This window comes from Kribbella sp. VKM Ac-2569, from assembly GCF_004216905.1.
Lineage (GTDB): Bacteria > Actinomycetota > Actinomycetes > Propionibacteriales > Kribbellaceae > Kribbella.
Genome location: NZ_SGXJ01000007.1, coordinates 309,555 through 334,973 on the forward strand (window position 1 = coordinate 309,555; position 25,419 = coordinate 334,973).

Here is a 25,419-nt window from a genome sequence, read left to right on the forward strand (position 1 = left end):
GTGAGAGAACCGAGCGCTGTTTTCGTCCAGGTGGATCCCTCGGGAGAGTTGGTCGCCCCGGCGCGCGCCGGGGCCGAGATCAGCTGGAACGACGGGGCCGTCGAGGTTACGGCGGAGCGGATCTCCCGGGTCGCGCTCCGGTGGTCGGAGAAGCTGCCGAGCGACGCGCTGATCCTCGGCGACGCGTGGGAGCGTTCGTACGGCGACCTCCAGTGGCGTCACCAGCAACCCGAGCGCCTGCTGCCGTGGTACTTCCTCGCCCACTCGGGAGCGGGCACGTTCGGCATGGGCGTCGACGTGCAGCCGAACGCGTTCTGCGCGTGGACCGTCGACGGTGACGGGTTCACCCTCTGGCTCGACCTGCGCAACGGCGGCGGTCCGACGCTTTTGGACGGTCGTACGCTGACGGCAGCAGTCGTGCGACGATTCGAAACAGGTGTCGTTGAAGATGGCGGCACACCCTGGCAGACGCTGCACGCAGCAGTCGCCTCCATGAGCACCCGACTACCGGCGCGACCTGAGCCCGCGCCGGTGGTCGGGGCTAACAACTGGTACTACGCGTACGGCGAGAACTTCGACGAGAAGGCCGTCCTGAAGGACGCCTCGACGATCGTCGAGCTCGCCGACGGTCACCCGGTGAAACCCTTCAGCGTCGTCGACGACGGCTGGTACCCGGGCGGCATCGCCTCCGGCGGCCCCTGGGACCGCGGTACGCCGGGAGTCTTCGACGACATGGCCGGTACGGCGGCTGCGATCAAGGCGATCGGCGCGCGACCGGGCCTGTGGTTCCGCCCGCTCCTGGTCCGTGAGCCGTCGACGCTGGCCTCGAAGGGCCCGCACGACAAGCCGAGGCGGGCGCTGGATCCGTCGTACCCCGAGGTCCTGGACGGCGTACGCGCGGACCTGCAGCGGTTCAAGGACTGGGGTTTCGAGCTGGTCAAGCACGACTTCAGCACGTACGACGTGTTCGGGGCGTTCGGCCCTGCGATGGGCTCCCGGCTGACGCGGGACGGCTGGCAGTTCCATGACCCGTCGCGGACCACAGCCGAGATCGTGCTGGCCTTCTACCGCGAGATTCGCGCCGCGGCCGAGGACGTCGTACTGATCGGCTGCAACACCGTCGGCCATCTCGCCGCCGGACTCGTCGACGTCCAGCGGACCGGCGACGACACGTCCGGCCGGGACTGGGAGCGGACCCGGAAGATGGGCGTCAACACGCTCGCGTTCCGACTCCCGCAGCACAACCGGTTCTTCACGGTCGACGCCGACTGCGTCCCCTGTACGCCGCAGACGCCGTGGGAGCTGAACGAACGGTTCCTCGACCTGGTCGCGCGCTCCGGTACGGCGTTGTTCCTGTCGATCGATCCGGCGGCCCGGACGGAGCGCACGGACCGCGCGCTGCGTGACGGTATACGGTTGGCGCTCAACGGCGGTGCGGCGATCGAGCCCGCCGACTGGCTCGTCAACACCACGCCGAACGTGTGGCGGGCGGGCGACGACACCATTCGTTACGACTGGTCGCAACCGTGGGGTGCGGATCCAATTGGTTAGACGGGGGACGAACCTCGATCGCGTCGGGGGATTCAACGATGCCGTGGTGCTGGACGCGATCCGCCGCAGCGAGCAGCTGAGCCGCGTCGAACTGGCCGAGGCGACCGGCCTGTCCGGTCAGGCGATCTCCAACATCGTGCGCCGCCTCCTCGACGCAGGTCTGGTCCGGGAAGCCGGTCGACTGCGCGGCGCCGGCCTCGGCAAACCACGGACGCTGCTCGAGCTCGAACCCACCGGTCAGTACGCGGTCGGCGTCCATCTCGATCCGTCCGTCGTCACCGTCGTACTGCTCGATCTCACCGGTGAGGTGGTCGCGCGCCGGCCGGTCGACCAGTACGCCGATGACCCCGGCGTACTCATCGACGGCATCGCGAAGACGATCGAGGAAGTGATCGCCGCGTCCGGCGCACCGCGCGACCGGGTCACCGGCGTCGGGATCGCCGCGCCCGGGCCGATCGACGTCGAGCGCGGTGTGGTCGTCGACCCGCCGAACCTCTCGACCTGGCACCTCGTCCCGCTCCGCGACGCGTTGAGCGAGCGAACCGGTCTGCCGATCGTCCTCGACAAGGACGTGACCGCGGCCGCGTCCGCGGAGAAGTGGGCCGGTCACGGCGGCAGCTTCGTCTTCTTCTACCTCGGCACCGGTGTCGGCGCCGGGTTGGTGATCGGTGACGAAGTGGTGCGCGGTTCGTCGAGCAACGTCGGCGAGATCGGTCACGTGATCGTCGATCCCGACGGCCCGCTCTGCTACTGCGGGCGGCGCGGGTGCGTCGGTGAGACCAGCCAGCCCAGATACCTGGTGGAGCAGGCGGTCCTGGCCGGCGTACTTGCCGATGGCATCGACCTGGACGATCGGCACGCGGTGGACGCGGCCTTCGCCCGATTGTGCGCGCTGGCCGCGGACGGTTCCGGTGCCGCGCAGAAAATCGTCACCACGCTCGCCGAGCGGATCGCCAAGGTGGTCGAGGACATCGCGAACCTGCTCGACCTGGAGCGCGTGGTCTTCGGCGGTCCGCACTGGGAGCAGCTCGCCCCGGTTCTGCACGACCGCGTGTGCACCGCGCTGGAAGGACGCTTCCTGGTGGCGGCGGTGCACCCGTTCGACGTCACGGGTACGGCGCTCGGCGCGGACGTCGGCGCGATCGGCGCCGCGAGCCTGATCCTCGACCGGACGTTCTCGCCCAACCCCTCACTTGCCCCCGCCCCCGCCCTTGCCGCTGAAAGGTAGATGTTTTGATGATCGACCCCGAGGTCCTCGCCCGCGCCGCCGCGGCCGTCCGGGAGGCCACCGGTGACGACGTGATCGCGGAGATGTTCCAGCGCTCGATGGCCGGCAACCTGCCGGCCGTCGCCGAGCGGCTGCCGGACGGTACGACGTTCGTGCTGACCGGCGACATCCCGGCGATGTGGCTGCGTGACTCGGCCGCACAACTCCGCCCGTACCTGCTGCTGTGCAAGGACGACCCGGGCCTGCAAGACGTCCTGATCGGCGTGCTGCACCGGCAGCTTGAGTACGTCGTCCTGGACCCGTACGCGAACGCCTTCAACAAGGAGGCGAACGGCGCCGGGCACACGTCCGACGAGACCGAGATGTCGCCGTGGGTGTGGGAGCGCAAGTACGAGATCGACTCGCTGTGCTTCCCGCTCGAGCTGGCGTACCGGCTCTGGCGGATCACCGGTCGTTCGGACGTGATCGACAACCGGTTCCGGGCTGCGGCGGAGGCGGTCGTCGAGCTGTGGACCGTGGAGCAGGACCATGAGGCGCGTTCGCCGTACCGCTTTCAGCGACTCGACGACCGCCCGTCGGACACGCTCGTCCGCGAGGGGCGTGGGCGCCTGACCAGGCCGACCGGGATGTCGTGGAGCGCGTTCCGGCCGAGCGACGACGCGACGGAGCTGGGTTTCAACGTGCCCGGGAACATGTTCGCGTCGGTGGTGCTCGGGTACCTGCAGGAGATCGCGACCGAGGTACTGCGGGACGAGCCGCTGGCCGATCGCGCGAAGGAGTTGAAGGCCGAGATCGACGAGGGCATCGCTTCGTTCGGCACGGTGGACCACGCGGTGCACGGCCGGGTCTTCGCGTACGAGGTGGACGGGCTGGGGGAGTCCCTGCTGATGGACGACGCCAACATGCCGAGCCTGCTGTCGATCCCGCTCACCGGGTACGCCGCCCCGGACGACCCGACGTACCTCGCGACGCGGGCCCTGCTGCTCAGCCCGGAGAACCCGTACTACTACAGCGGAACCGCGGCCGCCGGCATCGGCAGCCCGCACACCCCGCCGCGCTACATCTGGCACATCGCCCTTGCTGTACAGGGGATTTCGAGCACGTCGGCGGAGGAACGCCAACAGTTGCTGGAGCTCCTCCGCGACACCACCGGCGGCACCGGCCAGATGCACGAGGGCTTCGACGTCGACGACCCCCGCAAGTTCACCCGCGAATGGTTCTCCTGGGCCAACGCAATGTTCTGCGAACTAGCCCTCGTACACGCCGGCATCAGGTGACGTCGCGGCGGCGGGTGGTCCAGGCGGCTAGTACGGCGAAGACGGCGCAGTAGGCGATCAGGGTTAGTAGCGCGCGGCCGCCGCCGACTGCGTCGCGTACGCCTGGTGGGGCGTCGCCGGCTGCCATGCCCGTCACGCTGAAGACGAGGGAGCCGGCGTTCGTGCCGGGCAGGGCGTTGGCGAGCCACTTCAGGCTCGGCAGCAGGCTGCTCACGACGCCGGCCAGCAGCGTCTCGATGCCGAGGATCCACACCACGCCGAGGCCGATCGGCAGCGCAACGTTGCGGAAGGCAACGGCTAGTACGGCGCCCGCCAGGCACCACATCATCAGCACCAGCCAGCCGCCTGCGAGCCCTTGCAGGAGGTCACCGACGCCCGGCCAGCTCGTCGAGCCGTTCTCGGCCGCCGCGATGCCGACGCTGCAGAGTGCGCAGGCGGCGAAGATCCCGAGTACCCAGAGCGCGATCATCGTGCCCAGCGCCAGGAACTGGGCGCCGAGGATCGTGCCGCGCCGCGGGCGCTGGGTGAGTATGGTCTTGAGCGTTCCCCACGTGTACTCGCCGCCGATCACGATCGCGCCGAGTACGAGCGCGAGGGCGCCGGCGAAGATCGGGTACCCGCCGATCGTGTTGTCGACGACCCGCTCCGGGAGCATGCCGCGGAGGATCTCGGCGCGCGGGACGCCGTCGGTCTGCGGGTTGTCGTCGCCGGTCGCGTAGCCCAGATACGGCAGCAGATAGCCGAAGATCAGGCTCAGCACCAGGCCGGCGCCGAACAGTACCCAGACCGCGGATCGCTTGCGGAGCTTGAGGATCTCCGCTCGGTAGCTACCCAACATCAGTCTTCTCCTTCGCGGTGGTCAGCTCGAAGAAGATGTCCTCGAGCGCGCGCTCGGCGGTGTGCAGCTCCGACACATCGATGCCGGCCTCGACGAGCGCGCGGTTCACTTCGGCGGCCTTCGCGGGATCCACCTGCACCCGCAGCGTGTCGTCGTACTGGTGAACACTGCCGAAGCGGGTCAGGAGCCGCTGTGCATCTTCGCGAGGGATGGCACGGACGACGAGTTCCTGCTCGCCGCGGAGCTCGTCGACGTTGTGCTCGGCAACCATCCGGCCGGCGTTGATGATGCCGACGCGGTCGCAGATCTGCTGGACTTCGCCGAGCAGGTGGCTGGACAGCAGCACCGTCCGGCCTTCGGTGCCGAGCTCGCGGATCAGGCGGCGCATGTCGCGCATCCCGGCCGGGTCGAGGCCGTTGGTCGGCTCGTCGAGGATCACCAGCTCCGGATCCTTGAGGAGCGCGGCCGCGACACCGAGGCGTTGCTTCATCCCCAGGGAGTACGTCGAGAACCGGTCCTTCGCGCGATCGGTGAGGTCGACGAGCTCCAGTACCTCGTCGATCCGCTGCCGCGACACCCCGGCGTACTCGGCCAGCAACCGTAGATTGTCGAGCCCCGACAGGTACGGGTAGAACGCCGGCGACTCGATCATCGACCCGGTCCGTCCCAGTACGCCGGCATCCCCCGGCCGCCCGCCCAGCACTCGCACGTTCCCGCTCGTCGGCGCGATCAGCCCGGTCAGGATCCGGAGCGTGGTCGTCTTCCCCGCCCCGTTCGGCCCCAGAAACCCGTACACCTCACCCGGCAACACCGTCAGATCGACACCATCAACCGCCAAGGTGCCGCCATACCTCTTCGTCAGCCCACTGACCTCAACTAGCGCATCCATACAACGAGAGTGCCGCCCACAAGCCCCCCACCGCGTCGCCCCGGAGGAGTGACCCCACCTACCCCCGCCGGAGTACTCAGCTGCTGGGATTGGTCTCCAGCCGACGCACACTACGCGCAGCTTCACGATCCCCGGCGCGACCGAGCTCGACGGCGGCGGTGATCTCTTCGAGGTGCATCATGCGAGCACCTTCGCCCCTCGACCAGCTAGAAGGTCAACCCAGCCAGCCGGGGCGGACGAGGCCGGTTTGGTAGGCGAGTACGACGAGTTGGGCGCGGTCGCGGACGCCTAGTTTGATCATTGCGCGGCTGACGTGGGTTTTGGCGGTGGCGGGGCTCAGCACGAGGCGCGCGGCGATCTCGTCGTTCGACAGGCCTTCGCCGACGAGCGCGACGATCTCCTTCTCGCGTTCCGTGAGTACGTCGAGTTCCTTGCTCGCATGCGGCTGCCGGGACCGCGACGCGAACTCCGCCACCAGCCGCCGCGTCACCCCAGGCGAAAGCAACGCATCCCCGCGCGCCACGACCCGCACAGCCTGCAGCAGCTCGACCGGCTCGGTGTCCTTCACGAGGAACCCGCTGGCCCCGACCCGCAGCGCCTCGAACACGTACTCGTCCAGGTCGAACGTCGTCAGGATCACCACGTGGACGTCGGCCAGCTCAGGATCCGCGCCGATCTGCCGCGTCGCCTCCAGCCCGTCAGTCCCGGGCATCCGGATGTCCATCAGGACGACGTCCGGCTTCTCCCGCCGCGCCACCACGACCGCCTCGGCACCGTCCGGCACCTCGCCGACCACCGTGATGTCGTCCTCGGCGTTCAGCAACGACCGGAACCCGGCCCGCACCAACGCCTGATCGTCCGCCAGCAACACCCGAATCATGCGCTGGAGCTTATGCCAGCCCAGCGTCGTGGGCGAGCAACGCGATCTGCGTACGGTTGCCGAGTTCGAGCTTGGTGAGGATGTGCGAGATGTGCGCCTTGACCGTCGCCAGGCTCATGAACAGCTCCGTGCCGATCTGAGCGTTCGTCTTACCCTGCGCGACCGCGAGCATCACGTCGTACTCCCGCGGCGACAACCGTTGCAGTTTCTGCTGCGCAATCGTGTGCGCGTCGGCCTGGGTGGCGGCGCGGTCCATCAGCCTGCGCGTGATCGCCGGTGACAGGATCGGGTCACCAGCTGCGACCCGCCGTACGGCGTCGACGATCTGCGCCGGCGGCGTGTCCTTGAGCAGGAACCCGCTCGCCCCGGCGCGGAGCGCGTGCAGGACGTTCTCGTCGGTGTCGAAGGTGGTGAGCACCACGACCTCTGGCGGATTCGTCCGCGCCCGCACCCGCCGCGTCGCGACGATGCCGTCCACCCGCGGCATTCGCAGGTCCATCAGGACGATGTCCGGGAAGTGCGCGTCGACCGCGGCCGGTACTTCGTCGCCGTCGGCGGCCTGCCCGACGACGGAGATCCCGTTCGCGCCGTCGAGCATCATCTCCAGGCTGGCCCTGACCAACGCGTCGTCGTCCACGACCAAGACCCGGATGTTCATGAGGGCCACGGTAGCGAGGCCTCCAGCCGGAACCCGCCACCGGGCACCCGACCGTGGTCCAGCGTGCCGCCCGCGAGTTGCACGCGCTCGGTCAGCCCAACCAGCCCGGTCCCGCTACCGGGTGCCAACGGCGTACCGTTCGACGCCGGGTTCGTCAGCTCGATCCGCAGCCTCTCGCCGGCGCGTCCGGCCACCAGCACGGTCACCGGATGCCCCGCCGCGTGCTTGCGAGCGTTCGTCAGCCCTTCCTGCACGACCCGGTACGCCGTCCTGCCGGTTGCCGGTGGCAACGACGTCGGGTCCGCCACCTGGTCGTCGTACGCGATCGTCGTACCAGCCTCCCGAGACTCGTCGACCAGCGCGCGCAGGTCCCCGAACGTCGGCTGCGGGCGCCCCTCGTACACATCCTCGTCACGAAGGACGTTGATCACCTCGCGGAGCTCGTCGAGCGCCTGGTGTACGCCGGTCCGGATCACGCCGGCCGCCTTGGCGAGCTTCTCCGGCGATGAGTCGGGGCGATACTCGAGCGCACCGGCGTACGTCGCGAGCAGCGACAGGCGATGGGCGAGTACGTCGTGCATCTCGCGCGCCATCTTGGTGCGCTCGTTGGACCGCGCCTCGGCGACCCGGCGCCCCTGCTCGGCCTCCGCGCGACGGGCACGCTCCCGCAGCGACTCCAGCAGCTGCTGCCGCGCCTGAGTGCCCTGGCCCCAACCGACCAGCGCGGCGTGCACGACGACGTCCAGTACGGCGAACCACAGGAACGGCAGGCCGTGGATCGGTTGCCACAGGCCCTGAATCAGATGGGCGACAGTACCGGCGAGGGCGACCAGGACCGCCGTACGCAACGGCCGGCGCAACGCGACGGTCAGCGTGCCGACGGTGGACGGCGGGGTCGCGGCGGGGGAGAGGACGGCGAGCACCGCCAGCGCGATCGCGCCAGGAACCGGCCGGCGCATCACCACCGGGATCAGCGCGACGGACACGAGGCCGACCGCGATGTCGAGCAGCAGGAACTGCCGGTGCTCCGGATCCGGCAGCCGCCCGACGATGGTCATCGCGACCAGCACACCGATCGCGCCGGTCGCGACGAGGTCCACCGATCTCGGCGGCTTCCGCGGCACGCACAACTCCTCCATGCCGCCGAGACTAGGCGTCCACGGGCGATTCCCACCACCGACCAAAGTCGAAGCCCCGCCGACTACTGGCCGATGCCGGGCGCCAAGCTCGGCCTCGCGTCACTGCACCTCGTGGTCGGCGCGGTCGTCATCCTCGGCCTCCGCCGTACCGCCCTCCGCGCCGCCGAACGGTGCTAACTGAGCCGCCTGATAGAACCCCCGGATGTGCGCGGCCACGAGCTCGGCCGCGCGCACCGGCTCACCACCGCGCACCGCAGCGAGGATCGCCCGGTGCTCGGACCGCAGCCCGACGGCCGTCGCCTCCCAGTCCGGCAGATTTGGTACGGCGGCCAGCACGTACCCATGGATCGCCGACCGCAACGACGTCATCACCGCGGCGATCAGCACGTTCCCGGCGAGCCCAGACAACGCGACGTGGAACTCCGCGTCGAGCACATGGAACTCCTCCGGCGACAGCCCGACGTCGTCCATCCGGTCCAATAGTTCCTCCGCGACCTTCAGTTCGCCCACCCCGAGTTCCCGCGCCGCCGCCTCGCGCGCCGACCAGGACTCCAGCAGCAGTCGGGTCTGCACGACGTCACCCATCGGCAGGTGATTGGTTGCCAGGTGCAATCGCAGTACGGCGGTCAGCGGCGACACCGGCTCCGCCACGATCACCGCACCCGCCTCGGGACCAGACCCGGTCGCGGTCCGTACGACGCCCATCGCCTCGAGAACCCGGACCGCCTCCCGCACCGACGGCCGGCTGATCCCGAGCTGCTCGGCCAGCGTCCGCTCACCCGGCAACCGCCCGCCGATCCGCAGCCGCCCCGCCGCTAGGTCGGCCTCGACCCGATGCAGGACCAGCTCGTAGTTCTTCATGCGGACGACCCTACCCGTGTGGTCGGACCACAGGTAGGGTGTGGTCCGACCACAGATTGAGCCGGGAGTTGTGATGACCGATCGCCAGATGCCCAAATGGTCCGAGTTGAAGCCGCTGCTGCGGCCGAAGCCGGTCACGGTGAACGCGACCGAGCGGCGGCTGGAGAAGGCGCTGACGATCGCGGACCTGCGGGCGATCGCGAAGCGCCGGACACCGCGTTCGGTGTTCGACTACACCGACGGCGCCGCCGAGGCGGAGATCAGCCTGCGCCGCGCCCGCCGGTTGTTCGCCGAGATGGAGCTGCAGCCGTCGATCCTGCGGGACGTGTCGGACATCGACCTCGGTACGTCGATCCTCGGCGGCCGCTCCGAGCTGCCGTTCGCGTTCGCGCCGACCGGCTTCACCCGGATGATGAACCACGAGGGCGAGAGCGCGGTCGTGAAGGTCGCCGAGCAGGTCGGCATCCCGTACGCGTTGTCGACGATGGGCACCACGTCGATCGAGGACGTGGCGGCCGCGGCGCCGAACGCGCGCAAGTGGTTCCAGCTGTACGTCTGGAAGGACCGCACCTCCGGTGAGGACCTGGTGAAGCGGTCGGCCGCCGCCGGGTACGAGGCCCTGATGCTGACCGTCGACGTACCGGTCGCCGGCGCTCGTCTCCGCGACGTACGCAACGGCTTCACAATCCCGCCGTCGCTGACCGTGAAGACCGTCCTGGACGCCTCCCTGCACCCGGCCTGGTGGGCTAACCTGCTCACGACCCGACCGCTGACGTTCGCCTCGCTGTCCACGTGGGACGGTACGGTCGCCGAGCTGCTCGACAAGCTGTTCGACCCGACGATGACGATCGACGACCTCAACTGGCTGCGCTCGATCTGGGACGGCCCGTTGATCGTCAAGGGCATCCAGACCGTCGAGGACGCGCGACGGGTGGTCGACGCGGGCGCCGACGCGGTCGTGCTGTCCAACCACGGCGGTCGTCAGCTGGACCGCGCGCCGACGCCGCTGCGCATCCTGCCGGAGGTCCGCAAGGCGGTCGGAAGCGACGCGGAGATCTACCTCGACACCGGCATCATGTCCGGCGCCGACATCGTCGCGGCGATCGCGCTCGGTGCCGACGCCTGCCTGGTCGGCCGCGCGTACCTGTACGGCCTGATGGCCGGCGGCCAGCGCGGTGTCGCCCGCGCCGCGGACATCCTCACCACGGAGGTCCGTCGCACGATGGCCCTACTCGGCGTTTCCAGCGTGGCCGAGCTGAACCCGTCCCACGTCCGCCTGCCCTAACGACGGCAGCGTCAACCAGAACGACGCCCCCGCGCCGAGAGCAGTGTGCAGTACGAGGTCACCGCCGTGCGCCCGCGCGATGGACCGTGCGATCGCCAGCCCGAGTCCGGTGCCCGCACCCGCCGAGTGCTTGCGCGCCCGGTCGGCTCGATAGAACCGATCGAAGACTCGACCGGCCTGTTCCTCGGTCATGCCAGGGCCATCGTCCTCGATGAACAGCACCGCGTGGTCGCCCATCGTGCCGACTCTGATGTGGACCGGCGTACCGGGTGGGGTGTGGGCGATAGCGTTCCCCACCAGATTGGTGACGACCTGTCGGAGTCGATTCTCGTCGCCGTTCACAGCGGCCGGACCGGGGGCGCGACCCTGTGGCCCGGTGAGTGTGATCGGCCGGGATGGATCCAGCGCACGGAGGTCGTGCCGCGCATCGTTGGCGATTGTCCGCAGATCCATTGGTGCGCAGTCGAGCTGTCCTTCTGGCGCCTCGTCCAGCTGTGCGAGCAGGAGCAGGTCCTGGGTCAGCACGGTCAGCCGGGTGGCTTCGCGGTCGATGCGGCCCATCGCCTCGTCGACATCGGATCCGCCCATCCGGTACAGCTCGGTCGAACCTTTGATGCCGACAAGCGGCGTACGCAGCTCATGACTGACGTCGGCGAGGAACGCCCGCATCCGGGTCTCAGCTGCGGCCCGGTCCGCGAACGCCTGCTCCAGTTGGCCGAGCATCGTGTTCAGCGACGCCGCCAGATGGCCGATCTCGGTCCCGGGCGCGGCTAATCCGGGCACGCGTTGGGTCAGATCGCCGTCCGCGATGGCGGCGGCCGTGTTCTCGATCCGGCGCAGCGGACGCAGCCCGCGCCCGAGCGCCCACCAGCCGATCGCCGTGAGCAGGACGAGCAGCGCGGCTCCGCTGATCAGGCTGGTCGTTCGGAGCTTGGCGATCGTGGCATCGGCCTCTGCGAGCGGCGCGGCCGCGATCACTGTCCCACTCCAGCCCACCGCTGGTCGCGCGACCGCCCGCCATCGGCCGTCTTGGTTGGCCGCCTGCAGTACGCGGGCCGATCCGTCGACGGGCAGCGATCGCAGCTCGTTGTCCGCGGGAAAGGACTCGGCCGCCACGCGGGACGAGCGCAGCGTGCCCACGATGGACCCGTCCGGGCCGAGGTACGCCAGGTACGGCGCACCGATCAGATCCAGCGCGGGGTCGAGGAGCTCTGGACGGGCGGGCTGTTCGCGGTTCGGCCCGCTTGGTGACACCTGCGCGATGATCTCGGTGAACGACCGGAGCTGGCTGTCGAGCCGATCGAGCTGGTATCTCTCCAGCTGACTCGACACGACCGCACTGATCAGGGTCAGCCCCGCGAGCAGCAGGCCTGTGGTGAGCAGCAGCAACCTGGCGCGCAGCGACAGCCTCACGATTTGGGTGCCCGCATCACGTAGCCCATGCCGTGCACGGTGTGGATGAGTTTCGGGTCCTGGTCGTCGACCTTACGGCGCAGGTACGAGATGTAGGTGTCCACGATGCTGGTGTCTCCGTTGAAGTCGTACCGCCAGACGCGTTCGAGGATCTGCGCCTTGGACACCACCCGTCCGGCGTTCTCCATCAGGTAGTGCAACAGCCGGAACTCGGTGGGGGAGATGCGCAGCGGACTGCCGGCCCGCGTCACTTGGTGGCCCTCGGCATCGAGTGCGAGCGGACCGACCGTCAGTACGTCGTCGCTCGGCCGGCCGGTCGTACGGCGCAGGACCGCGCGGATCCGGGCGATCAGTTCCTCCAGATCGAACGGTTTCGTCACGTAGTCGTCCGCACCGAGCGACAGTCCCTGGATCTTGTCGGCCTGCCCGTCGCGAGCGGTCAGGAAGAGGACCGGCGTCGGGCGCAGGCGCCGTACGACCTCGAATCCGTCCATGTCCGGCAGCATCACGTCGAGCAGGACAAGGTCCGGCTGCTCCTCGGCCGCGGCGGCGACGCCTTCGGCAGCGGTCGCCGCTGAGGTCACGTCGAAGCCGGCGAACCGGAGTGTCGCGGACAGCAGTTCGCGCACCGTCGCCTCGTCGTCCACCACGAGCAGCCGAGTCATGATCGCCAGAATACGGATTCGGTCAGACGTCTCGTCGCCGGAAGACGACGAACGCGGCTGTGAGTACGGCGGCGACGCCCAGCCACAGCCCACCGAGATTCAGCCAGGGATGCGGGAAGGTCTCGTCCGGCACCGTACCGAAGATCGCGGCCGCTCCGAGCGTCGGCCAGAAGTTGAAGATCCCCAGCATCCAGTCCGGGAAGAGCCCCGATAGCGCCGGAACGAGGAACACGATCCCTACCAGCGTCGCGAGCGCGCCGGCCGTTGCGCGCAGGATCGCACCCAGACTCACAGCCAGCAAGGCGATCGCGGACAGGTACAGCCCGCCGCCGACGACCGCCTTCAAGACCCCAGTGTCGCCGAGGTGTGCGTACGGCACGTCCTGCCCGGACAGCAGCGCCTGACCGATGAAGAACGCCATGAACATCAGCGCCTGTCCCGCCACGGCCGCGACTACCGTGGCCACGATCGCCTTCGCCGCCAGCAGCCGGTTCCGGCGTGGGGTGGCAGCGAGTGTCGTCTGCATCAGTCCGGTCGCGAACTCCGACGTCACCACCAGGATGCCGAGCACGCCGACGATCAACTGGGCCACGATGAACGTCTTCAGGCTCTGACTGGTCGGGTCCCAAGCAGCGCGGTCCGCGTCGGTCCCGCCCCAGTACGCCGTGCTCGCGCCGCTCATCGACAGACCGGTGATGCCCAGCCCGAGCACGAACAGACAGGCCACGGTGTACCAGGTGGACCGCAGACTGCGCAGCTTGATCCACTCCGCGTTCAATGTGTTCATGAGGCTGCTCCCTGATACTCGACGCTCTCCCTGGTCAGCTCCATGAACGCGTCCTCCAGCGACGCCCGCTGCGGTGTCAGCTCGCTCAGCGCGATCCCGTGGTACGCCGCCAGCTTGCCGATCTCCTCACCCGACAGACCGGACACGATCAGCGCCCCCTCGAGCCCGTCCCGGACCGTGCCGCCGGCCGCGGTCAACTGATGCGCGAACGGCGTACCTGCGCGGACGAGGACGGTCCCGTCGCTGTTCGCGTGCATCAGGTCGGCCATGCCCATGTCGGCGATCAGCCGGCCGCGACCGATCACGACCAGGTGGTCCGCCGTCTGCGCCATCTCGCTCATCAGGTGGCTCGACACCAGCACCGCGCGACCCTCCGCCGCCAGCGAGCGCATGAAGTCGCGGATCCACCGGATCCCTTCCGGATCGAGCCCGTTCACAGGTTCGTCGAAGATCAGCACGCTCGGATCGCCGAGCAGCGTCGCGGCGATCCCGAGCCGCTGCCGCATCCCGAGCGAGAACCCTCCGGCCCGCTTGCGGGCCACCCCTTCGAGTCCTGTCCGGACGAGTACCTCGTCGACCCGGCGCCGGGGGAGACCGTTGCTCACGGCAAGCGCCAGCAGATGGTCGTACGCCGTCCGCGCGCCGTGCACCGCACTCGCGTCGAGCAGCGCGCCGACCTCGGTCAGCGGCACCGGCAGGTCCTGGTACCGCCGGCCGCCGACGGTCACGGTGCCGCGGGTCGGCGCGGCCAGCCCGATGATCATCTTCATGGTCGTGGACTTGCCCGCACCGTTCGGCCCGAGGAACCCGGTCACCTGACCCGGCTCGACGGAGAACGACAGGTCGTCCACGACGACGTCGGAGCCGTACCGCTTGGTCAGCCCCCGCACTTCGATCGTTGTCATGCCTCGCAGCCTGACGAACCGATCTGAGTGCTTACCGGGAGTTTCTGGGAGAACTCTGTGAATCCGCACCGGTCGCGGCCCGGCGATGGGCCGCATTCACAGGAAACCTACAGCGGCAGGGTCGCGGTGATCCGCAGACCGCCAGCCGGTGTGCGGTTCGCGGTCAGCGTGCCGCCGAGCGCGGTCGCACGCTCGCGCATCCCGGAGATACCGTTGCCTTCCTGCGGCGCCGCGGCCAGGCAGTCGCCGTTGTCGTCGATCTGCAGTACCAGCGTCTGCTCGCCGTACTGGATCCGGACCGTCGCCGACGTCGCGCGGGCATGCCGTACAACGTTCGTCAGCGACTCCTGGATGATGCGGAACGCGGCCCGGTCGAGCCCGCTCGGCAGCGGCCGCGGCTCGCCGTGAACGATCTTGTGCACCTCGAGCCCGGCCCTTTCGGTACGGCTGATCAGGTGGTCCAGGTGATCGAGGCCGGCAACCGGTGTACGGGGCGCTGACTCGTCGGACTGACGCAGTACGCCGACGATCGAGCGCAGTTCGACCAGGGCCTCCTTGCTCGCGTCCTTGATCGCGGAGAGCGCCGGGGCGGCCTGCTCGGGCTGCCGGTCGACCAGATGCAGCGCGGTGGACGCCTGCACGTTGATAAGGGAGATGTGGTGCGCCACGACATCGTGGAGTTCCTGCGCGATCCGCAGGCGTTCCTCGCCGGCCCGGCGCAGTTCTTCCTCTTCCCGCGTGCGCGCCGCCGCCATGACGCGGTCGCGATGGGCGCGGAACAGTTCGGCGAGGAACCCGAGCACGCAGAAGCACGTGCCGACGAGCAGGACCTGGTACACGCCCTGCTCGTTGATACCGAGGATCATCCGGCCGCCGACATGCCCGACGTACAACGTGATCAGTCCGACCCAGCCCGCCAGCCGATGACCGAGCCGGATCGTGGTGAACACGGCGATCACGAACGCGAACACGACCGGGCCCCACGGGTACTCGCGGAGCATGTAGATCAGCGTCGAGATGACAGTTGCCCACAGCACCGGGATCGGCTTGGTGCGCAGCCAGTACAGGGAGAGCGCGCCGACCAGCAGCAGGACCACCATGAACCAGTCGGGCTCGTGGCGGTCGGTCTGACCACGTGACGCGCCGAACGACCCCACCACCGAGAACACGGCCAGCGCCACCGGCAGCAGGACGCGGCGCACGCGGGCCCCGAAGGTCGGGACGTGGACAGGTTCGATCACACTACGAAACCGTAGAGGTCGGCCGGGGCGATGTCATCGTCGCCACGGAGTACGTCGGCCTGCGCCCGCTGCGGTAGTTCAGTACTTGACCTTGTAGATCTTCTCCTCGTACGCCTGTCCGTAGTACTCCTCGAGCGTCGCGAGCTCCTCGTCGGTGCGCTCCAGCGTCTGCGAGATCCGCGCCCGGGTCGGCACCGCGTCGGGCTCCCAGGTCTCGGGCTTCCACAGCTTCGAGCGCAGGAACGCCTTCGAGCAGTGATGGAAGATCTCCTCGATCTCGACCAGCAGGGCGAGCTGCGGACGGTTGCCCTTCACGGTCATCTCGTCGAAGAACGGCGCCTCGCTGACGATCCGGGCGCGGCCGTTGATCCGCAGCGTGTCGCCGCGGCCGGGCAGGAAGTAGATCAGCCCGACGTGCGGGTTGGAGAGGATGTTGGTGAACCCGTCGACCCGCCGGTTGCCGGCGCGTTCCGGGATCGCGATGGTGCCGGCGTCGAGGATTTTGGTGAATCCGGCCGGGTCGCCCTTGGGGGAGACGTCGCAGGTGCCGTCTTCGGCGGAGGTGGCGATGAGGCAGAACGGGGACGCTGCGAGCCACTCGCGATCGAGGTCGTGCAGCTCCTTGCGGGCCTTGCCGGCAGCCGCTGCCAGCGGTTGCGGGACGATCTCCCGCAGCTCGTCCTGCGTAGTGATTTCGACCAGTCCGGGAATCTCCATCAGGCGGCGCTCTCCTCTACCAGCGACGGCGTGGCGTCCTCGTTGACGGCCCTCGTCCGCGCAGCCCATCGTACGGCGGGACCAGTTGCGCAACTGGTCCCCAGGAACAGTGCACCGACCACCAGCCAGCCGATCGGACCCCATCCGAGGATGACCGTGGTGAGCAGTGCCGGACCGAGCATTCGGGCGATCGCGGGACCGGTGCCGAAGAAGCCCTGGTACTGCCCCTGCTTGTCGGCCGGCGCGAGTCCGAAGCTGATCTCCCAGGCGCCGGACGCCAGCTTCATCTCGCCGAGGGTGAGCAGCGCGGCGGCGACGACGAGAACGCCGGCAGTGGATACCGGGCCGAGATCGGCGGCCGTGATCGCGAACACCGCACAGGCGGCCAGCATGGCGACACCGGCGTACCGGACCGAACGGGCGGCACTGCGGAGATCCTTGACGCTCTTCGCGATCCGGACCTGGAAGAACGTGACGCCGAGCGTGTTCACGATCATCAGCGAGGCGACGACCCAGCTGGGCGCGTTGGTGCGGGTGACGATCCAGAGCGGACCGACCAGGCTGATCAGCGGCATGAAGAGCAGCATCACCGCATTGATCAGCGCGAGAACGGCGTACGGACGGTCATGCAGCACCGCCAGCCGCGGCTCGCCCATGATCCGGCGGGTCGTCGCGATCGATGGCACCCGGCGCAGCAGCCCGGCAGCGATCAGGAAGCTGAGTGCATCGATCCCGAACACGATCAGGTACGCCGCTTCGCTGTCGAACCGGAGCGCCACACCGCCAAGGAGCGCGCCGAGCGCGAGCCCCGCGTTCACCGTGGACTGCAGGAACGCGCGGATCCTGGTCCGCTCCGCCGGGGCGACCAGTCCGGCCAGCAGCGCCTGCCGCGCCGCGGTGAGCCCGGTCTGGCTGCATGCGTAGACGATGGCGGCGATCAGGAAGCCGGCGAAGCTCCTGACGACCAGGAACGACGCGACGGCTGTCGCGGTCGTCAGCGCCAGCAGGACCGCGGTGCCGCGCGCGCCGCGCCGGTCTGCGAGGTTGCCGAGTGGCACGCCTGCCAGGAATCCCACCAGCCAGGCGATCGTCAGCCCGAGACCGACCTGCGCGGTCGAGAGCCCGACGACGCGGGTGAAGAACAACGCCGAGGTGACGACGAACGCACCGTCGCCGACCGCGTTCGCCAACTGCGCCATCGCCAGGTCCCGCGGCGCTCCGGCCGGGGGAAGCATCTGCCCAAGTCTGCTGCTCATGTCCTTGAGCCTAGGGTTTTAGCGGCCCAGGTGAGAGATCCATTCGCCCTGCGAAATCATGGGCCACTTTGCCCTGTGGACAACCCGGATCGGCGGTCGGAATCACGGCACCTTTACAGGCATGAGCTTCGAGAACCTCTCCGCGACCTGGGTCGACGAGCCACTCACCGATCCCGGCGTCGCCGCTGACGCCGTCGACCTGATGGTCAGCCTCGGCGACCGCCGCCGAGGGACCTTCACTGTCCTCATCTGCGACCCCCACAACCGGTACCTGGCCACCGTAGCCATCGAGCTTCCCGCGACCTTCTCCTTGGAACCCAGCCCCGCTCAACTTTGCGAGACCGCCCTCCACCCGTTCATCCCCGCCGCACACACCGCACCCGGCACAGCTCTCGTCCTCGCCCTCGGCCGCCCCGGCCCCGCCCGGATGACCGACTTGGACGCCCAATGGGCCCATGCCGCCGCCACGATCTGCGGCGCAGCCGGCATTCGCCTGCTCGGCTTCTACGTAGCCACCAAGGACGGCATCTACCAACCAGCCCTCACCGAATCGGCCGCCGCATGAACGCTGTCACCGCACCCCACGAGGCCGGAACTGAATACTGATCCGCGGCCCGACCCGCCCCGTCGCCTTCGGAATCGCATGCTCCCAGGTCCGCTGACACGAGCCGCCCATCACGATCAGATCCCCATGCCCCAACGGATACCGCACAGTCGACCCGACCGGCCCACTCGACGTACCCGGCCGAGGCCGCAGCGCCAGCACCCGAGGCTCACCCGCAGACAAGATCGCTACCATCGTGTCCTCGCGGTCCCCGCGCCCGATCCGATCCCCGTGCCACGCAACGCTGTCCTTGCCGTCCCGGTAGAAGCACAGCCCAGCGGTTCGGAACGGCTCACCCAGCTCGTCCGCGTAGTGCGCACTCAACGCATCCCGAGCCTCATCCAGAATCGGCACCGGCAACTCCGCGTTCTCCCCGTAAAAACACAACAACCGAGGCACATCGACCACCCGGTCGTACATCTGCCGCCGCTCCGCCTGCCAAGGCACCTCCCGAGCCAGCCGCTCGTACACCTGATCCGCTCCCGTCAACCAGCCCGGCAGCACATCAACCCAGGCCCCCCGCCCCAACTCAGCCCGCGCCAGCCCACCCAAAGACCCCAACACAGGATCCGCAAAAGCATCCAGCAACGACCCCTGAAGCTCACCACCCATCCCCCCACCATACCCGAAACTCGAACAAACGTTCCCCTACCAAACCCCACCCCCGCACGCCCTCACCCCTCCATCGCACGCCCCGCAGTCCACCCCTGCAGTTCCATCCCGCAGCGCCAGATCTCGGCCCCACGTCCTGCTCCCGGGTGCCGGCCCCCGACCGCTGCACCCCGAGGCCCCCACACCCCAGGCGCCGCACCCCAACTGCGCCGCCTGCTTTTACGGCGACCGCACGCCCACGCATACGCATCACCTTGTCCATGCCCCGGCCCACGCACGCCCCGGCCCACCGCGTGTGCCCACCCGCACCGACATGCGCCCGCCCACACGCGCCCCGCCCACGTGCCGCCCACGCTCCATGCGGTCCCGCGGGACTACGTTGGGGATGGAGCCGCCCCATGGCGCAATCCGGCCCGCCTGCCCGCCCACGGTTGCCGGCCGTTCCTCCTGTGTACCGGATGACCAACCAACTTGCCACCGCATACACGTTTCCGGGTAGGTCGATCGTGTGACTTTTCCCCTTGTGGATAAGGGGAAACGGGCTGCCACCAACTTGCCCCGCCCAGTTCGCTTGGCATAGAATCGAACACATGTTCGAGGAAGATCTGGAGTCGCTCCGCACCCGGGACCTGCTGGAGCAGGCCGCGGAATGCCGCACGGTCGCCAGCCGGGCCGACGCGCGGCTGCTGGAGTCCGCCCAGATCTACGCCGACCGCTTCCACCCCTCCGTCTGTGAGCCTCGACCGTCCCGCAGGTCCTGTGAAGGCCGGGAGCGCGCGGTGGTGCTGGGCGGTGAGGGTTGTCCGGAGATCGCCGAGTTCGCGATCGCCGAGTTCGCCGTCGTGGTCGGGGTCTCGCCCGGCGTCGGCCGCGACCTGCTCGCCGACGCGTTGGCGTTGCGGCACCGGTTCCCGCGGACCTGGGCCCGGATCCAGGTCGGCGAGGCCACTCCGTGGAAGGCTCGCCAGATTGTGCGGGCGTGTATGAACCTCGACCACGCCGCCGCGGAGTACGTCGACCGCAAGGTTGCCGCGATCGTGGACAGCATCTCGCCGTACCGGCTGGAAAAGATCGTCCGCGCGGCCCGCAAGCACGCTGACCCGGCCCGCGCCGCCGCCGAGGCCACGGAGGCCGCCGACGACCGCGGTGTCTATGTCGGGCGCGGTGACGGTCACGGCAACAAGACCATCTACATCAAGGCCCCCGCCGGTGCGGTCAACCGGTGCAACGCCACCATCACCGACATCGCCGAAGCCCTCAAGAAGTTCGGCGACACCCGCCCGTTCCAGCACCGCCGCGCCGACGCCATCGACATCCTGTCCGACGCCGCCTTCACCCAAGAACTCCTCGCCCAAGCCCAACACCAGCCAGACCCGCCGGACCCGGCAACCAGCCCCACCGAACCCGAGCCGGACACCAACCATGAACCCCACAACCCAGCAACGCCCGACACTCCGGCGGCGCCGAACAACCCGGCTGTGCCGAACGACTCGGTGGTGCGGGACGACCTGGCGGTTCAGGACGACGTGATGGTGCGGGACAACCCGGCGGCGGACCGCGACGCGGTGGTGCAGGTTGGTGAGAGCGGTGAGGCTGGGCCGCGGGTCGGCACCCTTGGTCTGCCGCATCCCGGCTCCCGATGCCTACCAGAACCGCTCGAGCCGGCAGACCCGCTCGAGCCACCCGCCTCGCTGGAACGTCCGGGGCCGCTCGAACCAGCGGACTTGCCTGACTCTCCGGGGTCGCTCGAACTGGTGGAGCCAGCGGGTCCGCTGGACGATCCGTGGCTGGAAGCCGCCGCGCCCTACGACCCCGACCCGCCGACCGATCCGTTCGACCGGCGAGCACCAGTCGAGACCGGGGCTGCGGGGCCGGACGCGTGCAATGAACCCGGCAAGGGTTCGGCGATGGATGCTGCCGCGTTGCGGGCACTCCGCGCCCGGCTCGCGCAGATCAAGCAGGACGCCTACGCCAACCCGAGCTACCCCGACCGCCCCGTCAGTCCGCCCGAGCCGGGCAGTCCATCCGACCCGGGCAGTCCGCACGACCCGGGCAGTTCGCCCGACCCGGGTAGCTCAGGTGAGTTGACGCGTCCGGGTGCGCCGGTGCGACCGGAGGGCGGGGCCAAGGGACAGGTACGTCCGGTGCGGGCAGGACGGACACGGGCAGGACGGACACGGGCAGGACGGACACGGGCAGGACGGACACGGGCGGGGCGGGTGCGGCCGGGGCAGACCGAGGTGGTCGTGCATCTGACCGATCACACGCTGGCTACCGGCTGCGGTGTGCTGCGTGCCGAGGCCATTGGGCCGCTGCTGGCGGCTCAACTGGGTGAGCTGATCGGTTATGGCCCGTACACGGTGAAGCCGGTCATTGACCTCAACGACGCCAAGAGCGTCGACGCCTATGAGATTCCGACCTGGATCCGGGAGCGCGTCAAGCTGATGTATCCGGCCGAGTTGTTTCCGTACGGGACTCGTGAAACCACGGACAGCATCGACCTGGATCACATTGAGCCGTATGACCCGCACGGGCCTACCGGGCAGACGAGTACGACGAATCTCGCGCCGCTCGGCAGGTTCGGGCACCGGGTGAAGACCCATGCCCGCGGCTGGAGCGTGCGCCGGATCGACCACAAGACACTCGAATGGACCACGCCGCACGGGTTCATCTTCCACGTCGACCCCACCGGCACCCACCGAGTCGACCCATGAGCTCAGGTTGAGTCCTAGTCGCACCAACCTGAGTGCGACTAGTCGATGGCCCGCGTTTCGTGCCCCTACGTCCTGCTGTCGCGCTTCCTGCCGCGGGTTTTCGTGCCGCACGGCCCGCGGCCGCGCTTCCTGCCCGGCGTCTTCGGTCACGCGTTCTGCTGCCGCGCATCGTGCTGAGTCGCGTCGCATCGTGTGTCGGCGGGCGGGCGTTCTACCTGCGGTGTCGGTCGGGATGATGGGCCACTGTGCGGGCGTTCTACCTGCGGTGTCGGTCGGGATGATGGGCCACTGTGCGGGCGTTGTCGGGCTTCAATGGCCATGCTGCGGAGGGATTCAGTCCCGGGTGGTGAGGCCGAGGGGTGGGTAGTCGGGGTGGGTGGCGAAGCGGGCGGCGATGTGTTGGATTTCGGTCTCGGCCTGCGGCCAGGTGGCCGGTTCCAAGGCGCGCAGGGCGTGAACGGCAGTATCCAAGCGGGCGCGGAGCCTTGGGGCCTCGGTGTCGCCTGCGTTTTGAGACGCCTCCAAGCGTGCGATGCAGAAGGACCGAATGGCCGGAAGGTGGTGGTACGGAAACACGCCGGCAGTCTGGCGCAGATCCTCGTCCGCCACCAACGAGTTGACGTCAGCGCGTCAACGAGCGACGTGAGCTCGGCGATGGCCCGGGAGCACAAGCCGTCGCTCAACTTCTGACGGACCAGGACCCTCGGGTGGACCTTCGGATCGACAAGACTGCTGTACGTCGAGCAGCGCGCCGGGAGGATGAATGTCGCGAGTACTGATCCGCAATGTCTCCGTCCTGATAGTCCCCGAACAGGGGGAGTGCCGCGTCGACGAGGCGCAGGACATCCATGTGCAGGACGACCGAATCGTCGCGATCACACCAACCTCTGTCGCCCCGGACGCAGGTGAACCGCCGACCGAGGTGGTTGACGGGAGCGGGCTGTTGGCAGTGCCCGGGTTGGTCAATTCGCATACACACAGTCCGATGGTGATGATGCGGGGCGCGGCCGAGGATCTGAGCATCGAGGACTGGTTCAATCGGCGGATCTGGCCGATGGAGGTGAACCTGACGCCGGACCGGGTGCGGGTCGGTGCGCGGCTGGCGTGTGCGGAGATGCTGCTGGCCGGCGTGACCACGTTCGTCGATCACTACTTCCACGCCGACCAGATCGCCTCCGCCGCGATCGAGTCCGGGATCAGAGCCGATCTCGCCCCGACGTACTTCTCCTCCGCGGGCCAGGACGCGATCGACGCAGCATTCGAGACGACCCGCGCCCTGAGCACACGACATCCACGGATCACCGCGAGCCTCGGACCGCACGCGACGTACACAGTGACCGACGAGGATCTGCGGCGTACGGCGGACCTCGCGCGGAGCGAAGGGCGACGTATCCATCTGCATGCCGCGGAGACCGACGACCAGACGCAGGCCTCGCTCGACAAGCACGGTGTCACGCCGATCCAGGTGCTCGAGCGGACCGGTGTCCTCGAGGCCGGTGCCCTCATCGCGCACGGCTGCGGCATCCGAGAGGAGGATCTGCCGATTCTCGAGCGGTACGCCGACCGTACGACGGTGGCGTCCTGCCCGAAGGTGTACCTCAAGCTCGCGATGGGCGAGGTGACCCCGATCAAGGGACTGCGATCAGCCGGCGTCAACGTGGGCATCGGTACCGACGGAGCCGCCGTACACAACACGCTCGACGTCTGGGAAGCGATCCGCATGGTCGCCCTCACCCAGAAGCAGCGCGAACACGACGCCGAATGGATGACCCTGTCCGACACGCTCCGCCTCGCCACCCGAGGCAGCGCCGCAGCCGCTGGACTCGAGAACCAGATCGGCGTACTCGAGCCCGGCCGCCAAGCCGACATCGCTCTCGTCGACCTGAGCGCACCACACAACCAACCGGTCCACGACCCACGCGCCGCGCTCGTGTACTCGATGCGAGCCTCCGACGTCGTCACCGTGCTCGTCGCCGGCCAGGTCGTGGTGCGCGACCGCCAACTCACGACCATGGACCTAACAGAAGTCCTGGCCGACGCGCAGGCCCTGGCGCACACCCTCGTTGACCTGTCCACAGGCGGTGCCGTCCAGCACTACGCCCCGTGATGCAGACTTCTCGCCATGAATGCAGACCTGGGTTCCTGGCGGAGGGCGCCGTTCACTGGCGGCGGCCTGACCTATGACTGCTTCGAGAAGGGCGAAGGGCCCGGTGTCGTGCTGATCCCGGAGATTCCCGGTCTCACGCCCGAGGTGGCCGCGTTCGGCGAGCATCTGGTGAGCGAGGGGTTCACGGTCGTGATCCCGTCGCCGTTCGGTACGCCGGGACGCCCCGAGACCACCGGATACGCGATGGGCGTGATCGCGCGACTGTGCGTCTCCAAAGAGTTCCGGTGCTTCGCGGCGAACGCCGAGCGCCCGATCACGAAGTACCTGCGCGCCGTCGCGACCGACCTGGCCGCGCGGACGCCGGGCCGAGGAGTCGGTGTGATCGGGATGTGCTTCACCGGAGGTTTCGCGCTCGCCACCGCGGTCGAGGACGTGGTGAAGGCGCCGGTACTGAGCCAGCCGTCGACCCCCTTCGCGGTGAGCGCGAAGCTGCGCCGCGATCCCGGTCTCTCGGAGCGGGAGCTCGAAGCAGTCAGGGAGCGCACCCGGACCGACGGGCTCTGCATCCTCGGGATGCGGTTCAGCAACGACCGGATGGCGCCGGCGGAGCGATTCGTCACGCTCCGTGCACAGCTCGGTGACGCGTTCGAGGTGATCGAGCTGGACTCGGCGCCGGGCAACCCGGACGGGTACGGGCGGGGCGCGCACTCGGTGCTCACCCGAGACCTGCGCGAGGACCCGCCGAACTCGGCGTACCACGCCCGGACACGGACGGTGGCGTTCCTCCGGGAGCACCTGACAGCAACGGCCTGACGACGGTCCGTGGGGAAATGTCAAAACCACGTTGAGTAACCCGCACGCTGTGATTTGGTGCCCCCGCCATGGGGAATTCTGGGAATGCCTGGGGGTTGATCGTTGCGGTCCGCATGTGCGGGGGAGCGGTGGGTGACGCCGTTGTTGTTCCTCTGGTCGTGGGTACCGCAGGCATGGCACGATCGGCCACCAGAGGCACTACAGGGGACGCGCAATGGCGGGTGTCATGCACTGGACGAGTGAGGCTGTATGAACGGGCGGACAGCGCAGGAAAGCCGAATCCCGACGAACGGGACCGGACCGGCCAACGGAGCCAACGGTCACGCTCCGCAACCAACCACTCACCTTGAACCACCGCAATCATCAGAGTGGCAAGCGGAGCAGCAGGTCGGTGAGATCCGCCTGGACCAGCCGCAGGACGTCGTACCGCGTTCGGACTGGCTGTCCGAGGTGCGCGACAGGCCTCGGGAGCCGAGCGGTACGACGCTGCGCCAGTTCAACACGCCCGTCCGGGTCGACGAGATCGCGGTCGCGGCGATGACGCTCGCCGAGGACCTGCACGCTGCGACGCAGAACATGCCCGAGTCCGTCGAGCTGCGGCGCTTCCGGCGCGACCTCGACCTGGCGGCGACCACCTTCCGCGACCTGGCGACCAAGCTCGAGGTCACCGCCGGCAAGCTCGTCCGGCTGGCCGCGAACGAGGGACAGGCCTGTGGCGTCGGCTGGGGTGTCTGTCCCGAGCACGGCCTGACGCTGATGAATGTCGGCGACACCGTGACCTGCCATGTTCTCGGCTGCGGCCGAGAGAACGTGGGTGAGGTGGAACGCTGCGTCCACCCGGTCGGGTACCGCGTCGTCGACGCCGCCGGCCCGTCGCTCCTGACCTGCGCGGGCCACGCGATCGCCTGCCGTCTCTACTTCGACAACCCGGTGATCACGGCGACCGCCGACAGCATGGAACTCTTCTAGCCCGTCGGCG

General features: G+C 68.9%; 24 protein-coding genes. 9 read left to right on the top strand and 15 right to left on the bottom strand.

Annotation, left to right across the window (positions count from 1 at the left end; all coding sequences use genetic code 11):
• From EV649_RS37735 to EV649_RS37745, 3 genes are read left to right on the top strand one after another with little or no spacing between them, the layout of a single operon-like run.
• Entirely contained in the window at positions 1–1,551 is a 1,551-nt protein-coding gene (locus tag EV649_RS37735) for a hypothetical protein (RefSeq protein WP_130388493.1), read from the top strand.
• 46 nt (positions 1,552–1,597) lie between these two features.
• Positions 1,598–2,779: an ROK family transcriptional regulator gene (locus tag EV649_RS37740; RefSeq protein ID WP_130388494.1), complete on the top strand. Its 1,182-nt coding sequence runs from the start codon at positions 1,598–1,600 to the stop codon at positions 2,777–2,779.
• 8 nt (positions 2,780–2,787) lie between these two features.
• Positions 2,788–4,056, top strand: a complete 1,269-nt coding sequence (locus EV649_RS37745; RefSeq protein WP_130388495.1) for a glycoside hydrolase family 125 protein — start codon at positions 2,788–2,790, stop codon at positions 4,054–4,056.
• On the opposite strand, the gene EV649_RS37750 is transcribed toward EV649_RS37745, so the two are convergent.
• From EV649_RS37750 to EV649_RS37775, 6 genes are all read right to left on the bottom strand, one after another.
• Complete coding sequence (locus tag EV649_RS37750; RefSeq protein WP_130388496.1) at positions 4,049–4,894, bottom strand: ABC transporter permease subunit; 846 nt, start codon at positions 4,892–4,894, stop codon at positions 4,049–4,051. The two genes, EV649_RS37745 and EV649_RS37750, sit on opposite strands and share 8 nt — an antisense overlap.
• Complete coding sequence (locus EV649_RS37755) at positions 4,884–5,783, bottom strand: ABC transporter ATP-binding protein (RefSeq protein WP_130388497.1); 900 nt, start codon at positions 5,781–5,783, stop codon at positions 4,884–4,886. Before EV649_RS37755 ends, EV649_RS37750 begins: the two co-directional genes overlap by 11 nt.
• 214 nt (positions 5,784–5,997) lie before the next feature.
• Positions 5,998–6,663 carry a response regulator transcription factor gene (locus tag EV649_RS37760; protein WP_130388498.1) on the bottom strand — a complete coding sequence of 222 codons (666 nt, stop codon included), beginning with the start codon at positions 6,661–6,663 and terminating at the stop codon, positions 5,998–6,000.
• Positions 6,664–6,673: 10 nt separating this feature from the next.
• Complete coding sequence (locus EV649_RS37765) at positions 6,674–7,321, bottom strand: response regulator transcription factor (RefSeq protein WP_130388499.1); 648 nt, start codon at positions 7,319–7,321, stop codon at positions 6,674–6,676.
• On the bottom strand, positions 7,318–8,460 hold the full coding sequence (locus tag EV649_RS37770; RefSeq protein ID WP_130388500.1) for a histidine kinase: 1,143 nt from the start codon (positions 8,458–8,460) through the stop codon (positions 7,318–7,320). The genes EV649_RS37765 and EV649_RS37770 overlap by 4 nt, the downstream gene beginning before the upstream one ends.
• 99 nt (positions 8,461–8,559) lie before the next feature.
• Positions 8,560–9,321 (bottom strand): FCD domain-containing protein, encoded by a 762-nt coding sequence (locus EV649_RS37775; protein ID WP_198682911.1) that lies wholly within the window; start codon positions 9,319–9,321, stop codon positions 8,560–8,562.
• 73 nt (positions 9,322–9,394) lie between these two features.
• On the opposite strand from EV649_RS37775, the gene EV649_RS37780 reads away from it, so the two are divergent.
• On the top strand, positions 9,395–10,606 hold the full coding sequence (locus EV649_RS37780) for an alpha-hydroxy acid oxidase (RefSeq protein ID WP_130388501.1): 1,212 nt from the start codon (positions 9,395–9,397) through the stop codon (positions 10,604–10,606).
• Here EV649_RS37780 and EV649_RS37785 read toward each other — a convergent pair.
• From EV649_RS37785 to EV649_RS37815, 7 genes are all read right to left on the bottom strand, one after another.
• Positions 10,550–12,019: a HAMP domain-containing sensor histidine kinase gene (locus EV649_RS37785; RefSeq protein ID WP_241999174.1), complete on the bottom strand. Its 1,470-nt coding sequence runs from the start codon at positions 12,017–12,019 to the stop codon at positions 10,550–10,552. The genes EV649_RS37780 and EV649_RS37785 overlap by 57 nt on opposite strands.
• Entirely contained in the window at positions 12,016–12,684 is a 669-nt protein-coding gene (locus EV649_RS37790; protein ID WP_198682913.1) for a response regulator transcription factor, read from the bottom strand. Before EV649_RS37790 ends, EV649_RS37785 begins: the two co-directional genes overlap by 4 nt.
• A gap of 22 nt (positions 12,685–12,706) precedes the next feature.
• On the bottom strand, positions 12,707–13,471 hold the full coding sequence (locus EV649_RS37795) for an ABC transporter permease (protein WP_130388503.1): 765 nt from the start codon (positions 13,469–13,471) through the stop codon (positions 12,707–12,709).
• Positions 13,468–14,376 carry an ATP-binding cassette domain-containing protein gene (locus EV649_RS37800; RefSeq protein WP_130388504.1) on the bottom strand — a complete coding sequence of 303 codons (909 nt, stop codon included), beginning with the start codon at positions 14,374–14,376 and terminating at the stop codon, positions 13,468–13,470. The genes EV649_RS37795 and EV649_RS37800 overlap by 4 nt, the downstream gene beginning before the upstream one ends.
• Positions 14,377–14,483: 107 nt before the next feature.
• Complete coding sequence (locus EV649_RS37805) at positions 14,484–15,617, bottom strand: sensor histidine kinase (protein ID WP_241999176.1); 1,134 nt, start codon at positions 15,615–15,617, stop codon at positions 14,484–14,486.
• 78 nt (positions 15,618–15,695) lie between these two features.
• Entirely contained in the window at positions 15,696–16,334 is a 639-nt protein-coding gene (locus EV649_RS37810; RefSeq protein WP_130388505.1) for a pyridoxamine 5'-phosphate oxidase family protein, read from the bottom strand.
• Positions 16,334–17,590 (bottom strand): MFS transporter, encoded by a 1,257-nt coding sequence (locus EV649_RS37815; protein ID WP_130388506.1) that lies wholly within the window; start codon positions 17,588–17,590, stop codon positions 16,334–16,336. The genes EV649_RS37810 and EV649_RS37815 overlap by 1 nt, the downstream gene beginning before the upstream one ends.
• A gap of 121 nt (positions 17,591–17,711) precedes the next feature.
• Between EV649_RS37815 and EV649_RS37820 the strand changes: the two genes are divergently transcribed.
• On the top strand, positions 17,712–18,155 hold the full coding sequence (locus tag EV649_RS37820; protein WP_130388507.1) for a hypothetical protein: 444 nt from the start codon (positions 17,712–17,714) through the stop codon (positions 18,153–18,155).
• A 6-nt stretch (positions 18,156–18,161) separates the two neighbouring features.
• Here the strand turns inward: EV649_RS37820 and EV649_RS37825 are convergent, their stop codons facing one another.
• Complete coding sequence (locus EV649_RS37825; RefSeq protein WP_130388508.1) at positions 18,162–18,806, bottom strand: alpha-ketoglutarate-dependent dioxygenase AlkB; 645 nt, start codon at positions 18,804–18,806, stop codon at positions 18,162–18,164.
• Between the two features lie 590 nt (positions 18,807–19,396).
• Here EV649_RS37825 and EV649_RS37830 point away from each other — a divergent pair.
• Positions 19,397–21,520, top strand: coding sequence for a hypothetical protein (locus EV649_RS37830; protein WP_130388509.1), 2,124 nt, complete (start codon positions 19,397–19,399; stop codon positions 21,518–21,520).
• A 333-nt stretch (positions 21,521–21,853) separates the two neighbouring features.
• Here EV649_RS37830 and EV649_RS40990 read toward each other — a convergent pair whose 3' ends face one another.
• Positions 21,854–21,991: a hypothetical protein gene (locus tag EV649_RS40990; RefSeq protein ID WP_157996388.1), complete on the bottom strand. Its 138-nt coding sequence runs from the start codon at positions 21,989–21,991 to the stop codon at positions 21,854–21,856.
• Between the two features lie 292 nt (positions 21,992–22,283).
• On the opposite strand from EV649_RS40990, the gene EV649_RS37835 reads away from it, so the two are divergent.
• From EV649_RS37835 to EV649_RS37845, 3 genes are all read left to right on the top strand, one after another.
• A complete protein-coding gene (locus EV649_RS37835) occupies positions 22,284–23,627 on the top strand; it encodes an amidohydrolase (protein WP_130388510.1) in 1,344 nt (447 codons plus the stop codon).
• 15 nt (positions 23,628–23,642) lie between these two features.
• Positions 23,643–24,440 (top strand): dienelactone hydrolase family protein, encoded by a 798-nt coding sequence (locus tag EV649_RS37840; protein ID WP_130388511.1) that lies wholly within the window; start codon positions 23,643–23,645, stop codon positions 24,438–24,440.
• A 450-nt stretch (positions 24,441–24,890) separates the two neighbouring features.
• Entirely contained in the window at positions 24,891–25,409 is a 519-nt protein-coding gene (locus EV649_RS37845; RefSeq protein WP_198682914.1) for a hypothetical protein, read from the top strand.
• Positions 25,410–25,419: the final 10 nt, after the last annotated feature.